At 72.0% G+C, this 11,670-nt stretch carries 11 protein-coding genes; 2 read left to right on the top strand and 9 right to left on the bottom strand.

What is annotated here, in order from left to right:
* Positions 1-8: 8 nt before the first annotated feature.
* From DFJ67_RS03860 to DFJ67_RS03870, 3 genes are all read right to left on the bottom strand, one after another.
* Entirely contained in the window at positions 9-1,172 is a 1,164-nt protein-coding gene (locus DFJ67_RS03860) for a glycosyltransferase (protein ID WP_116066598.1), read from the bottom strand.
* Entirely contained in the window at positions 1,169-2,314 is a 1,146-nt protein-coding gene (locus tag DFJ67_RS03865; protein ID WP_116066599.1) for a glycosyltransferase family 4 protein, read from the bottom strand. The genes DFJ67_RS03860 and DFJ67_RS03865 overlap by 4 nt, the downstream gene beginning before the upstream one ends.
* A gap of 74 nt (positions 2,315-2,388) precedes the next feature.
* Positions 2,389-3,141, bottom strand: coding sequence for an MBL fold metallo-hydrolase (locus DFJ67_RS03870; protein WP_116066600.1), 753 nt, complete (start codon positions 3,139-3,141; stop codon positions 2,389-2,391).
* Between the two features lie 286 nt (positions 3,142-3,427).
* Here DFJ67_RS03870 and DFJ67_RS42530 point away from each other — a divergent pair, with 286 nt between their 5' ends.
* Positions 3,428-4,414: a hypothetical protein gene (locus tag DFJ67_RS42530; RefSeq protein ID WP_170215736.1), complete on the top strand. Its 987-nt coding sequence runs from the start codon at positions 3,428-3,430 to the stop codon at positions 4,412-4,414.
* A 65-nt stretch (positions 4,415-4,479) separates the two neighbouring features.
* Here the strand turns inward: DFJ67_RS42530 and DFJ67_RS03885 are convergent, their stop codons facing one another.
* From DFJ67_RS03885 to DFJ67_RS03910, 6 genes are all read right to left on the bottom strand, one after another.
* Positions 4,480-5,445, bottom strand: coding sequence for a PLP-dependent cysteine synthase family protein (locus DFJ67_RS03885; protein WP_116066603.1), 966 nt, complete (start codon positions 5,443-5,445; stop codon positions 4,480-4,482).
* A gap of 12 nt (positions 5,446-5,457) precedes the next feature.
* Positions 5,458-5,784, bottom strand: a complete 327-nt coding sequence (locus DFJ67_RS03890; RefSeq protein ID WP_116075594.1) for a MoaD/ThiS family protein — start codon at positions 5,782-5,784, stop codon at positions 5,458-5,460.
* 64 nt (positions 5,785-5,848) lie between these two features.
* The gene (locus tag DFJ67_RS03895) at positions 5,849-6,340 is read right to left on the bottom strand and encodes a M67 family metallopeptidase (RefSeq protein WP_116066604.1); all 492 of its coding nucleotides are present in this window, start codon (positions 6,338-6,340) and stop codon (positions 5,849-5,851) included.
* A gap of 54 nt (positions 6,341-6,394) precedes the next feature.
* Positions 6,395-6,889, bottom strand: a complete 495-nt coding sequence (locus DFJ67_RS03900) for a DUF2017 domain-containing protein (RefSeq protein ID WP_116066605.1) — start codon at positions 6,887-6,889, stop codon at positions 6,395-6,397.
* A 3-nt stretch (positions 6,890-6,892) separates the two neighbouring features.
* Positions 6,893-7,183, bottom strand: a complete 291-nt coding sequence (gene clpS / locus DFJ67_RS03905) for an ATP-dependent Clp protease adapter ClpS (RefSeq protein ID WP_116066606.1) — start codon at positions 7,181-7,183, stop codon at positions 6,893-6,895.
* Positions 7,184-7,262: 79 nt separating this feature from the next.
* Entirely contained in the window at positions 7,263-8,819 is a 1,557-nt protein-coding gene (locus DFJ67_RS03910; RefSeq protein WP_116066607.1) for a hypothetical protein, read from the bottom strand.
* A gap of 188 nt (positions 8,820-9,007) precedes the next feature.
* Between DFJ67_RS03910 and DFJ67_RS03915 the strand changes: the two genes are divergently transcribed.
* On the top strand, positions 9,008-11,668 hold the full coding sequence (locus DFJ67_RS03915; protein WP_116066608.1) for a LuxR C-terminal-related transcriptional regulator: 2,661 nt from the start codon (positions 9,008-9,010) through the stop codon (positions 11,666-11,668).
* Positions 11,669-11,670: the final 2 nt, after the last annotated feature.

Consider the following 11,670-nt stretch of genomic DNA (forward strand, 5'->3'; position numbering starts at 1 on the left):
GGGCCAGCCTAGGCCGCCTCCAGGTCGGCCCGCGCGCGCCCCGCTGTCACCGCCGCCCGGTGGGCTTGGAGGAACCCCGCGGTCGCCGCCGGCCAACTGAACTCCTCGGCCCGCGCCCGGGCCCGTGACCGGCGCAAACCCTCTTCCAGAGCTAGCAATCCGCGTACGGCGGCCGCCAGTTCCGGCCCGTTGCCAGGCGCCGAAGCACCCGCCGCACCGACCACCTCCGGCAGCGCGCTCGCGGCGTTGACCACCACCGGCGTGCCACAGGCGAGCGCCTCCAGCGCGGCCAGCCCGAACGTCTCCACCGGTCCGGGCGCGATCACCACGTCGGCGCTGGCGAGCAACCCCGCCACGGCGGCCTGGTCGGGCAGGAAGCCGGCGAACGTCACCGGCAACCCGGCCGCCCGCTCCTCCAACGCCGCCCGCCGCGGCCCGTCGCCGAGCACCACGAGCCGAGCCGGCACCCCGGCGCCGACAAGGGTGGCCAGCGCATCGACGGCCAGTTCCGGCTTCTTCTCCGGCGACAGCCGCGTGCAGGTCACCAACAGCACCTCAGACGAGGAAGCGAACCGGGAACGGACCAGCGGATCGTGCCGCCCCGGATGGAACGTCTCGAGGTCGACCCCGAGCGGCGCCCGCCGCACCGGCACCCCGATCCGGACGAACTCCTCGGCCGCCCAGCCGGTCGTGCAGACGATCGTGTCGTAGGCCTCCGCGCTGCGCGCGTTGAGCGCGTCCGCGGCCCGCCGCCCGGCCGCACCGGGCAGCCCCGAGATCCGCAGCAGCCCGGCCAGGCTCTCGTGGGAGACCATCACGCTCGGCACCCCGGCGCCGCGGGCCCATCGCCCGGTCCAGCGCAGCGTCGTCCGGTCGGAGACCTCGAGCCGGTCCGGCGCCAGCCGGTCGAGCAGCCGGGCCAACTGGCGCCGGCCGACCAGCACCCGGTAGCCGCCCGTCAGCGGCACCATCGGCCCGGGCAGCGTGATCACCCGGCCCTGGTCGGTCACCTCGTCGGAGTAGCGCTCGCCCGGCATCACCAGGATCGGCTGGTGCCCGTTGGCGAGATACCCGCTGCCCAGGCTGCGCAGCGCCGTCCGCAGGCCACCGGACCTGGGCATGATGAAGTTCGCGAGCCGCACGATCCGCAGCCCGCCCGCGCCAGAGCTCATGCGGCGACGGCCAGTCGGGGCCGGACCGCCCGCCCGCGGAGCACCGCCGCGTAGTGCGCGATCAACTCGTCGCCGATGGCCGCCCAGGTGCGGCCGGCGACCGCGTCGCGCGCCGCCAGCCCGTAGCGCTGCCGCAGTTCCGGCTCCGCGATGAGTTCCGCGACCGCGTCGGCGATGGCGTGCCCGTCGCCGGGTGGCACCAGCGTCCCGGTCAGGCCGGCGCGGACCAGGTCGAGCGGGCCGCCGGCGGCCGGCGCGACCACCGGGATGCCGCTGGCCATCGCCTCCTGGACGCTCTGGCAGAACGTCTCGTGCGGCCCGGCGTGCACGAACACGTCGAGGCTCGCGTAGATCCGGGCGAGTTGGTCGCCGCCGCGCTGGCCGAGGAACGCCGCGCCGGGCAGCGCCTTCTCCGCCTCCTTGCGGCCCGGGCCGTCGCCAACCACGACCAGCCGCACGCCGGGCAGCCGGGCCGCCGGCGCCAACAGGTCCAGCCGCTTCTCGGCGGCCAGGCGGCCGACGTACCCGATGAGCATTTCGCCGTTGGGTGCGAGAGCGCGACGCACCGCGGCGCTGCGCTTGCCGGGGTCGAACCGGGCCGTGTCGACGCCGCGCCCCCACCGGTGCACTCGATGGATGCCCTGCGCGGCCAGGTCACCGGCCGCCGTCGACGACGGCGCGAGCGTGCGGTCGGCGCCGTTGTGGATCGTGCGGAGCCAGTGCCAGGTGATGTCCTCGCCCCACGCGAGCCGGTAGTTGCGCAGGAACGCCGCGACGTCGGTCTGGTAGACCGCGACGGTCGGCAGGTTGCGCTGGTTGGCCAGCGCGACACCACGGGCACCGAGGAAGAACGGACTCGCCAGGTGTACGACGTCCGGCGCGTGCGCGATCAGCGCGTCGGTGAGCCGGGCGCTGGGCATGCCGAACCGGAAACCGCGGTAGCGGGGCAGCGGAACGCTGGGGATGCGAACCACCGGGTAGTCGCGGGCGCCGGTCACGCCCCGCGCGGATGACGACGGCGCGGGGGCGATCACCATCGGCTGGTGGCCGCGGGCGACGAGGTGCTCGGCGACGCGGACGACGGAGTTCGCTACGCCGTTGACGTCCGGCGGGAAGGACTCCGTGATGAGCGCGATACGCATGGCCACACGGTCTGTGCCGGTGCGGTGCGGGGAGCGACCGCCGGTTGTCGGGCCGGCAAACAGTGACTGAAGGGTCAGATCTCGTAGCGGGCGCCGGGCCGGACGATCTCCACCGGCCCCGCGAAGCGCGCCGAGGCGGCGTCGTAGGTCAATGCCTCACTGCCCCACGCGGTGACCAGGTGGGTCAGCAGCAGCCGGCCGACGCCGGCCTTGGTTGCGATCTCGCCCGCCTCGCCACCGGTCAGGTGGATGTCGGGCGGGTTGTCGGCGCCGTCGAGGTAGCTCGCCTCGCACAGGAACGCGTCGGCGCCGTGCGCCAGGCGCAGCAGCGGCTCGCAGGGCGCGCTGTCGGACGAGTAGGTGAGCACCCGGCCCTGGTGCTCGATCCGCACGGCATAGGTCTCGACCGGGTGGTTGACGCGGTCGACGACGACCTGGAACGGGCCGATCGGGAACGAGCCCGGCTGGAGCCCGTAGAACGTGTAGACGTCGTCGAGCGGGTCGTCCTGCCGCTCGTTGTTGTAGCCGGCGGCGATCCGGGCCGGCGCACCAGCCGGCGCGTAGACCGGGATGGGCGGGTAGGCGCCTTCCGGCGCATAACGCCGGACCACGATGTAGTCGCACGCGTCGGACATGTGGTCGCAATGCAGATGCGTCAGCAGGATCGCGTCGATGCCGTGCAGGCTCGAATAGCGCTGCAACGCGGAAAGCGATCCGGTGCCGAAGTCGAGCAGAAGACGGAAGTCATCGGTCTCGACCAGGTATGCGGAACAGGCCGACTCGGGGCCGGGAAAACTGCCGGCACAGCCGAGAACCGTCAGGCGCATCCGGACGTTCCCGGGACGTGCTGGACAGGCCCGCCGACCGTTCGGAGGCGCAAGATCGGGGTCGACGAGATTGTCACGCTGCGCAGCCTACGCCGTGGCCCGGAGCCGGATGAAAGATCTGATCGAACTTGTCGCGAAGGCGACACCGCAGCGTCGGGACCTTTCCACCATTTCTGGATGATCGCGGTTGGAGATCATGCCGTTACGCGTAGTCACATTTTGACGTTGAACTCGTGGCGGGCCCGTCGGAAGGCGACGGGCCGACGGAGGCGCGGGACGGTGACGTGTGTCGAGCCAGGCAGAGACCCCTTCGACCGACAAATCAGACACGACTACGACAGAGTCGGCGGCACCTCGACACGCGAAGGACTTTGACCTCGCGGGTGGCACCGGCCTGATCGCCGACCCGGCGGCGGACGACAGTGTCCGGATCCTGCCAATCGTCCCGCCGGCCGGACCAAACCCGGCCCCGAACCAGACCAGCACGGGTACGACCGAACGCAGCACCGCGACCCCCGACACCCCGGTGATCACCGGCCTCGACACGATGGCCGGCCCGGAGACGGCTGCACCGGCGCACGCACCCGATCGCACGCCGGCCAGCGAGGGAACCGGTGGCGGTGGCGCTGTCGACGGCGGAACTGGCTCCGGATTTGACGGTGACAGCGGTGGCGTCGCTGGCGACGGCACCGGACCTGGTGGCGCAAACACGACCGGAGGCGGCATCGCGGTCGCAACCGGCACCGCGCCCGCCCCGGCCGACGGCATCGCGGTCGTAACCGGCACCGCGCCCGCCCCGGCCGACGGCATCGCGGTTGTAACCGGCACCGCGCCCGGCCCGGCCGACGGTATCGACCTCGAACGGCCGGCCAGCCCCGGCGACGTCAGCGCCGAACGTCTGCCGACCCGGCTCAGCATCAACAAGGCCAAGCACGCGGCGGCGGCGCAGACCGGCATCTTCCGCCTCGGCGACCTGGTCCACTCGGACGCCCGCCCCACCCCCGAGGGCAGCCACATGCTCGGCATCGTGGCCTGGGGCACCGCGCTGGCCCTGGCCGGCGTCGGCGTCGGCATCCGCGGCCTGGCGGCGATCATCGGCGGCCTCGCACCGGCCTGGTATCAACCGGCCCTGATCGGCGCCGGCCTGCTCGGCGTGCTGCTGACGGTGGCCGCGTTCGTCACCATCCAACGCCGCTACGCACCCTGGCTGATGCTGGCTTTCGCCACCATTCCACTGGCCGTCAGCATCGCCCTGACGATCATCGCCCTATAACGCGAAAATCCCGCGCATCCACCTAGGCGGATTGCCTTTGTGGATGCGCGGGAATTGCTATTCGGCTATGCCCAGAGCTGCCCGTCGAGGGCTTCTTCCGCTTCGGCGAGGGTGCCGCCGTAGGCGCCCGTCGACAGGTATTTCCAGCCGCCGTCGGCCACGACGAACGCGACGTCGGCCCGGATGCCGTCCTTGACCGCCTGGTGCGCGACGGCCAGCGCGGCGTGCAGGATCGCGCCGCTGGAGAAACCGGCGAAAATGCCTTCGACCTCGACAAGCTGTCGGGTACGCAGCACGGCATCGCGGGTGCCGACCGAGAAGCGCCGGGTCAGCACCGAGGCGTCGTAGAGCTCGGGAACGTAGCCCTCGTCGATGTTGCGGAGCCCGTAGACGACCTCGCCATAACGTGGCTCAGCAGCGATGATCTCGATGCCGGGCACCTTCTCGCGCAGATAGCGGCCCGTGCCCATGAGCGTGCCGGTGGTGCCGAGACCGGCGACGAAGTGGGTGATCGTCGGCAGGTCGCGCAGCAGCTCCGGGCCCGTGGTCTCGTAGTGGGCCCGGGCGTTGTCGGGGTTGCCGTATTGGAAGAGCATCACCCAGTCGGGGTGCTCGGCCGCGATCTGCTTGGCCGTCGCCACCGCCTGGTTGGAGCCGCCCGCGGCCGGCGAGAAGATGATCTCCGCGCCATACATCCGGAGCAACTGGGTGCGCTCGGTGGAGACGTTCTCCGGCATCACGCAGACCAGCCGGTAGCCGCGCAGCTTGGCGACCATGGCCAGCGAGATGCCGGTGTTGCCGCTGGTCGGCTCCAGGATCGTGTCGCCCGGGCGGAGCCGGCCGGCGCGTTCGGCCTCGCGGACCATGAACAGCGCCGCCCGGTCCTTGATGCTCCCGGTCGGGTTGCGATCCTCGAGTTTGGCCCACAGCCGCACCGGCGGTGCCCCTTCGGGCACCGACGGCGACAGTCGGGGCAGGCCGACCAGCGGGGTGTCGCCGGCGGCTTCGAGCAGGCTGTCATACCGCGACATGGCGGCGCCCCCTCAACGCGACGTGGAGCGGCCGAGCATCGCTGCCGCGGCGGCGAAGCCGAACGCGCCACCGGCGACGGCCGGCAGGATCGTCACGTTGTCGCCGTCGGACAGCTTGGCGTCGAGCGAGCCGAGGAAGCGGACGTCTTCGTCGTTGACGTAGATGTTGACGAAGCGGTGCAGCCCGCCCTGGTCGGTGATCAGCCGGCCGCGCAGGCCGGAGTGCCGGCTGTCGAGATCGGCGAGCAGCGCGGCGAGCGTGTCACCGGCGCCCTCGACGGTCTTCGCGCCGCCGGTGTAGGTGCGCAGGATGGTGGGGATGCGGACCTCGATAGCCATGATCATTTGCTCCTGGGAAGAACGGCGGTCGGGATTGGGAACGGGTGTTGGACGGCAGCGGGGGTCAGCGGCCGGGCGAACACTCGTAGTCGACCGTCGTCGGGCTCTGCCCGAACATGTATGACTGAACGGCGTGCGGGTCCACGTTGGGCTCAACGATCTGGACCGGCTCCTCGGTTACGACGCCGTCGACGATGCGGTAGGAGCGGATCTCCTCGCCGTCGGGCTCGCGGGTCGACACCAGCAGGTAGTGGGCGCCGGGCTCGCCGGCGAAGGAGACGTCGGTGCGCGACGGGTAGGCCTCGGTCGCGGTGTGCGAGTGGTAGATGACCACCGGCTCCTCGTCGCGGTCGTCCATCTCGCGCCAGACCCTGAGCTGCTCCATCGAGTCGAACTCATAGAAGGTCATCGACCGGGCGGCATTGTCCATCGGGATGTGGCGCACCGGGGTGTCGCTGCCGACCGGGCCCGCGACGACGCCGCACGCCTCGTCGGGATGGTCGCGGCGTGCGTGCGCGATGATCGCGTCGATGATCGACCGGTCGATGCTCAGCACTCGACAAGCTTACCGTCTGGGGCGCATGCGCCGGGACGTGGCAGCGGTCACGCGTCACTCCGTCAACGCGGTGAGCAACGACTCCTGGAGATAGCCGAGGTAGGCGTAGACCGAGAGCTGGAAGACCCGCGACGAGGAGGGGTCGCTCAGCACGGCGTCGTCGAGTTCCTCACCCAGGTCGGTGTCGACGCTGATGTCGAGCCGCACGCCCATCGCCAGCCGGGCGTCGTTGAGCGCCCGCAGCCAGGCCTCGGCCGACTCCACGTCGAGGCGGACCTCGCCGCCGGTGCTGGCGGGCAGCGCGGCCAGGATGGCGCCGGCCTGGTCGATCTTGCCGGTCTTGAGGTCGCCCTCGGTGAACCGGCGGAACTCGGCCGACTCTTCGGCGTTGGTCGGGTAGATGTCGGGGAAGAGCCGGTCGACGACCGGGTCCTTCAGGTCGAAGCCGTCGGTCAGCAGACCGACGACCTCGGTCGCGACCTTGCGCAGCACCCGAACCTCGTCGGGCGCGAAGGTCGCGACACAGTGCTCTCCATAGCGGCGAAACATGGGTCAGTTCTGCTCGACCGTCGCCCATAGGCCGTAGCCATGCAGGCACGAAGCGTCATATTCCATCCGCTCGCGAGCGCCCGCGGAAACCGCCGCGCGGCCTTTGTTGTGCACGTCGAGCATCAGCGCCTGGGCCTTGTCATGGTCGTAGCCGAACTGCTTCTGGAAGACCCAGGTCACATAGGTCATCAAGTTGACCGGATCGTCGTGGACGACAGTGATCCAGGGACGGTCCGTCGCCGGCAGGGTCTCGACGTCCGGCGACTGCACGGGGGTCGTCTGCGGGGCTGCCACACCGCCATCGTACGAGCATTTCGATGCGCCGACGACCGCCACATGCGCCTCACTAGCGCTCATCTGTCGTGGGCGCCGATCAGGCGAGGAGGATCCCGTGATCGACGGCTTCGGCCAGCACCCCGGCCAGGGCCTTGTGGGTCGCGTCGAGCCGGCGGGAGATCTCGCGGAGCAGCTCGAGCTCGACACTGCGGATCGACCGTTGTGCCCACGAGCGGGCCCGGTTGGTGTCGGCGGACCCGGCGAGGCGCCACTGGCCGTAGCAGCCACCGGCCAGCCCGACGCCGACCGACGGGAGGATCGTGCGGCCCGGCTCGACCGCGTAGGCGGCGAGCCCCGCGACCGCACCGGCGCCGGCCACCGTCGCCACGCCGGCGGTGCTGGTGATCAGGAGGACCTTGTCGAGGTCACGGGCGTTGCGGTCGTCGGCGAGGCCGCGCCGCACGCCTGCCGCCACCCGGCGCCGGATGCCCTCGTCGGGCGTGGCGCCCAGGACCTGGGTGGCGGCCCCGGCTAGTAGGCGGTCGACGGCCGCGTCGCACTCGGCCACCGCCCGCAGAGAGAGCGCGTGCATCTCGCGGTCGAGCGTCTCGGGCAGGCCGGCCGGGCCGCTGCCGAACACGATCTCCTGCACGCAGCGGAGGTGGATGTTGGCCAGCTCGATGGAGAGCCGCTGCCGGACGAGGTGGGTCTCGTCGCGCGCGGCCTTCTCTAGTCGCTCGGCCCAGTCGGACTCGTGTGCGCCCTCGGCGACCCGGACGGTGCGCATCGCGTTGGGCGGCACCGGCGGGTTGTCGCTGGCCCGGACCATGCCCTCTTCGGCGGCCCACTCGGTGAGCGCGCGGCGCAGGAACGCGGTGTCGCCGGCACCCGGGTCGACGGCGAACCAGGGCGCGTCGGCCAGCGCCGGCACCGCGGTGGCGATCGCCAGCCGCTGCGCCTCGACCGCGCCGGCGGCCGGGTCGTCGTCGCCGAGGCCGGGCGCGACCTCGCCGAGGTCGAGCAGGTCGAGGTGGCTGGTGGCCAGCGCCGGCGCCTCGGCGAACCAGCCGCCCTCGGGGCGCGGCGTCACGACGAAGAAGACGGCGGCGTTGGTCTGCGCGACCTCGCCGAGAATGTCGAGCTCGAAGCGGCCGGGTAGCTGGCCGGCACTCAGCACATACATCACCGCGCCGCCGCGGGCGACGGCGTCGTGCAGCACCCGGCCGCCGGCGACGTTGAGCGTCTCGGTGTCGGGGGCGTCGACGAGGGTGAAGTGGCGCAGCAGCGGGTCGGGCAGGCTGAGCTCCACCCGGCGGGGCGGGCGGGCCGCGGCGGGCTCGTCGGCCGGCGGGATGACCCGGAACGGGTGTGCCTTGCGGGCGCCGGGCAGGTAGGAACAGACGTCTTTGCCGTGGCCGTGGTTGACCACCAGGTAGCTCGCCGACGGCACGTCGAGCAGCGGACCGACGGACCCGACCAGCGCGGCGACGACCTCGCTGCGGCCGCTGCCCTTGGCGCCGAGCGCGACGACCGCCAACGGCTCGTCGGGGATCGGCTCGAGCTCCGGACCACGCAGCCGGCTGGGGGTCCGCCGCTGATGCGGCAGGGAGATGATGTCTGCCCCGGTCAGCCGATCGAGCGTGTCTGAGCCCATGCCTGCGCCTCCCTGATCTGACCTGCGCGCGGCGATCACCGTCCGCACTTCATCAAGCACCGGAACGCTATGCGAACCGCCACCTAACATGACAGGTGCGCCACTACTCAATGCCGGCCTAGCGCGCTACTCAACTTCAACCCGTTACGGGGAGTACCCATCGCCATTACTCTCTATATGCTGCGGTGATGGGTCCGTGGAGATTTGTCGGCCGTGCCGCAGAGCTCAACCGTCTCATCTCGACCGCCTCGGGCGGAAGGGGAAGAGGACTCATATTTGGTGGCAGTGCCGGCATCGGAAAGAGCCGCCTGTTACGCGAGGGCGTGGCCGCTCTCGACACTGATCGACTCGCGGTCTGGACGGCTTCGGCCAACGTCGCGACCGCCTCGTTGCCGTTCGGCGGGCTGGCCCAGGTGCTGCCCACCGACCAACCGCCCGGCCTGACCGCCGCCGCCCTGTTGCGCTGGGCCGTCGAGGCGCTCAACCAGCAGGCCGCCGGCCGGCCGATCGTGCTCGCGATCGACGACGCGCACCTGCTCGACCCGTCGTCGGCCGCGCTGGTCTACCTGATGGCCCGCGACGAGGGCGCGACGGTGCTCGGCACGCTGCGCAGCGGCGAGCAGTTCCCACACCCGATCGCGGCACTGTGGACCGACGACCTGGTCGAGATGGTCGAGCTCGACCCGATGTCGGTCGACGACGTGAGTGGTCTGTTGACCCAGATGCTCGAGGGCCCGGTCGACCACGCCAGCGCCGAGAAGCTGTGGAAGCTGTCCGAGGGCAACGCGCTGTTCCTCCGCGAGCTGGTCCTGGCCGCAAAGCAGGCCGGCGAGTTCACCAACAAGTTCGGCGTCAACCGGTGGACCGGCAAGCTCGAGCTGGCGCCGAGCCTGACCGACCTGATCGACGCCCGCATCGGCGAGCTCACCCCGGGCGTCCGCACGGTCGTCGAGCTGGCCGCGTTCGGTGAGCCGATCGGCTTCGACCTGCTGATCAAGGCGACCGACCCGGCCGACGTCGAGGTCGCCGAGGAGCGCGGGCTGATCCGGGTGGTCGACAGTGACCGGCGCAAAAACGTCCGGCTGCACCACCCGCTCTACGGCGAGGTGGTCCGCCGGCGCTGCCCGACCGTGCGCACCCGCCGCCTCGAGGCGCAGCTCGCCGACCTGGTCCAGGCGGCCGGCGCCCGGCGCCGCGACGACCTGCTGCGGGTCGCGGTCTGGCGGCTCGACTCGGGCACCGCGCAAGACCCGATGCAGTTGCTGATGGCCGGCGCGCAGGCGTTCGCCGGCTTCGACGTGCCGCTCGCCACCCGGCTCGCCCGGGCCGCACTCGACGCCGGCGGCGGGTTCGACGCGGCCGAGCTGCTCTCGACCATGTTGATGTTCAGCGACCAGCCGCTAGAGGCGATCGCCGTGCTCGACGCGGTCGAGAAGCAGGCCACCTCCAACGACCGCCGGGCCCGCTGGCTGGTGGTCCGCGGCCTGGTCAGCAACTGGGGGCTCAGCCGCGAGTCGACCCCCGACGAGCTGGCCGTCGACGCGAAGGCGCTGATCGACCCGGCCGACCAGTGCCGGGTCCGCTCGTTCGAAGCGATCATGCGGCTGCACCGGCTGGAAAGCGCCGCGGCGCTCAAGATCGCCCGTTCCATCCTCGACCGGCCGGCCGCCTCGGTGGCCGCCCGCGGCCTGGCCCAGTGCACGATCGCCCACCTACAGGCCGCCCAGGGCGAGTCGCGGGCCAGCGAGCGGGCCATCGCGAGTGTCCAGGCCGACGCGCCGTTGTGGCGCGCCGACATGCCCTACCTCCAGCTCGCCCTCGAGCTGGCCCGCGGCACCCGGCTGGCGCTGGTCGGCGACGTGGCCGGCATCGACGCGATCGTCGCCGACGAGTTCGCCGACCTGGCCGACGCGGGCGACTTCCGGCTCGGCTCGGGCTACCTGTCGATCCTGCGCGCCCAGGCCGCCCGGCTGCGCGGCCAGTCCGCCGAGGCCCTGCGCACCAGCGTGCAGGCGTGCGCGGTGCTGGCGACCAGCCGGATCTACGCGGGCCTGGCCCATGCCGAGCGGGCGCAGGCACACGCGATGCGCGGCGAGGTCGACGAGGCCCGTGGCGCGATGGACGACTCCGACGAGGTGCAGGCGCCGATCATGGCGATCCTCTACCCCTGGCGCGAGCAGGCCCGGGCCGCCGTGGTGGCCGCCGCCGGCGACGTGCCGGGCGCGGTCGACATCCTGCGCCGGCTGGTCTGGCGGCTGCGCGCCGACGGCTTCGCCGGACACGAGGTGCTCGCGCTGCACGACCTGGTGCGGCTGGCCCGCGCGACCGAGCGGATCAACTGGCCCGAGGAGCATGACCCGGCGCAGACCGTCGCCGACCGCCTCACCGAGCTGGCCGGCACGCTCGACGGCGACCTGCCGGAAATCATGGCCACTCACGCGCAGGCACACGCCCGCCGGTCCGGCAAAGACCTGCTGATCGCCGCCGACCTCTTCCGGGTCAAAGGGCTCTGGGTCTACGCCGCCGAGGCCGCCACCGGCGCGGCCGCCCGGTTCCGCGAGTCACGCACGGGCGATGCCGCCTCCGCCACCCGCATGGTCGACGAGCTGCTGACCCATTGCGACATGCTGCGTACCCCCGCGCTCGGGTTGTCCAAGCCCGCCCTCACCGAGCGCGAGCGCCAGATCGCCCGGCTCGCCGCGTCCGGCGTCTCCAGCCGGGAGATCGCCGCCCAGCTCTACCTGTCGACCCGCACGATCGAAAACCACCTGCAACGGGTGTACGCGAAACTGGGCATCGCCGGCCGCGGCCAGCTCGGGGGCGCTTTGCGGATGGTTCCCGACGCCTGACC

It is taken from the genome of Asanoa ferruginea (assembly GCF_003387075.1).
GTDB lineage: Bacteria > Actinomycetota > Actinomycetes > Mycobacteriales > Micromonosporaceae > Asanoa > Asanoa ferruginea.

What these genes read in the sequence shown, in the direction of transcription:
- DFJ67_RS03865 (WP_116066599.1), bottom strand. Translation starts at nt 2,314, where the DNA reads ATGCGTATCGCGCTCATCACGGAGTCCTTCCCGCCGGACGTCAACGGC.
- DFJ67_RS03860 (WP_116066598.1), bottom strand. Translation starts at nt 1,172, where the DNA reads ATGAGCTCTGGCGCGGGCGGGCTGCGGATCGTGCGGCTCGCGAACTTC.
- DFJ67_RS03870 (WP_116066600.1), bottom strand. Translation starts at nt 3,141, where the DNA reads ATGCGCCTGACGGTTCTCGGCTGTGCCGGCAGTTTTCCCGGCCCCGAG.
- DFJ67_RS03915 (WP_116066608.1), top strand. Translation starts at nt 9,008, where the DNA reads ATGGGTCCGTGGAGATTTGTCGGCCGTGCCGCAGAGCTCAACCGTCTC.
- DFJ67_RS03885 (WP_116066603.1), bottom strand. Translation starts at nt 5,445, where the DNA reads ATGTCGCGGTATGACAGCCTGCTCGAAGCCGCCGGCGACACCCCGCTG.
- DFJ67_RS03890 (WP_116075594.1), bottom strand. Translation starts at nt 5,784, where the DNA reads ATGGCTATCGAGGTCCGCATCCCCACCATCCTGCGCACCTACACCGGC.
- DFJ67_RS03910 (WP_116066607.1), bottom strand. Translation starts at nt 8,819, where the DNA reads ATGGGCTCAGACACGCTCGATCGGCTGACCGGGGCAGACATCATCTCC.
- DFJ67_RS03900 (WP_116066605.1), bottom strand. Translation starts at nt 6,889, where the DNA reads ATGTTTCGCCGCTATGGAGAGCACTGTGTCGCGACCTTCGCGCCCGAC.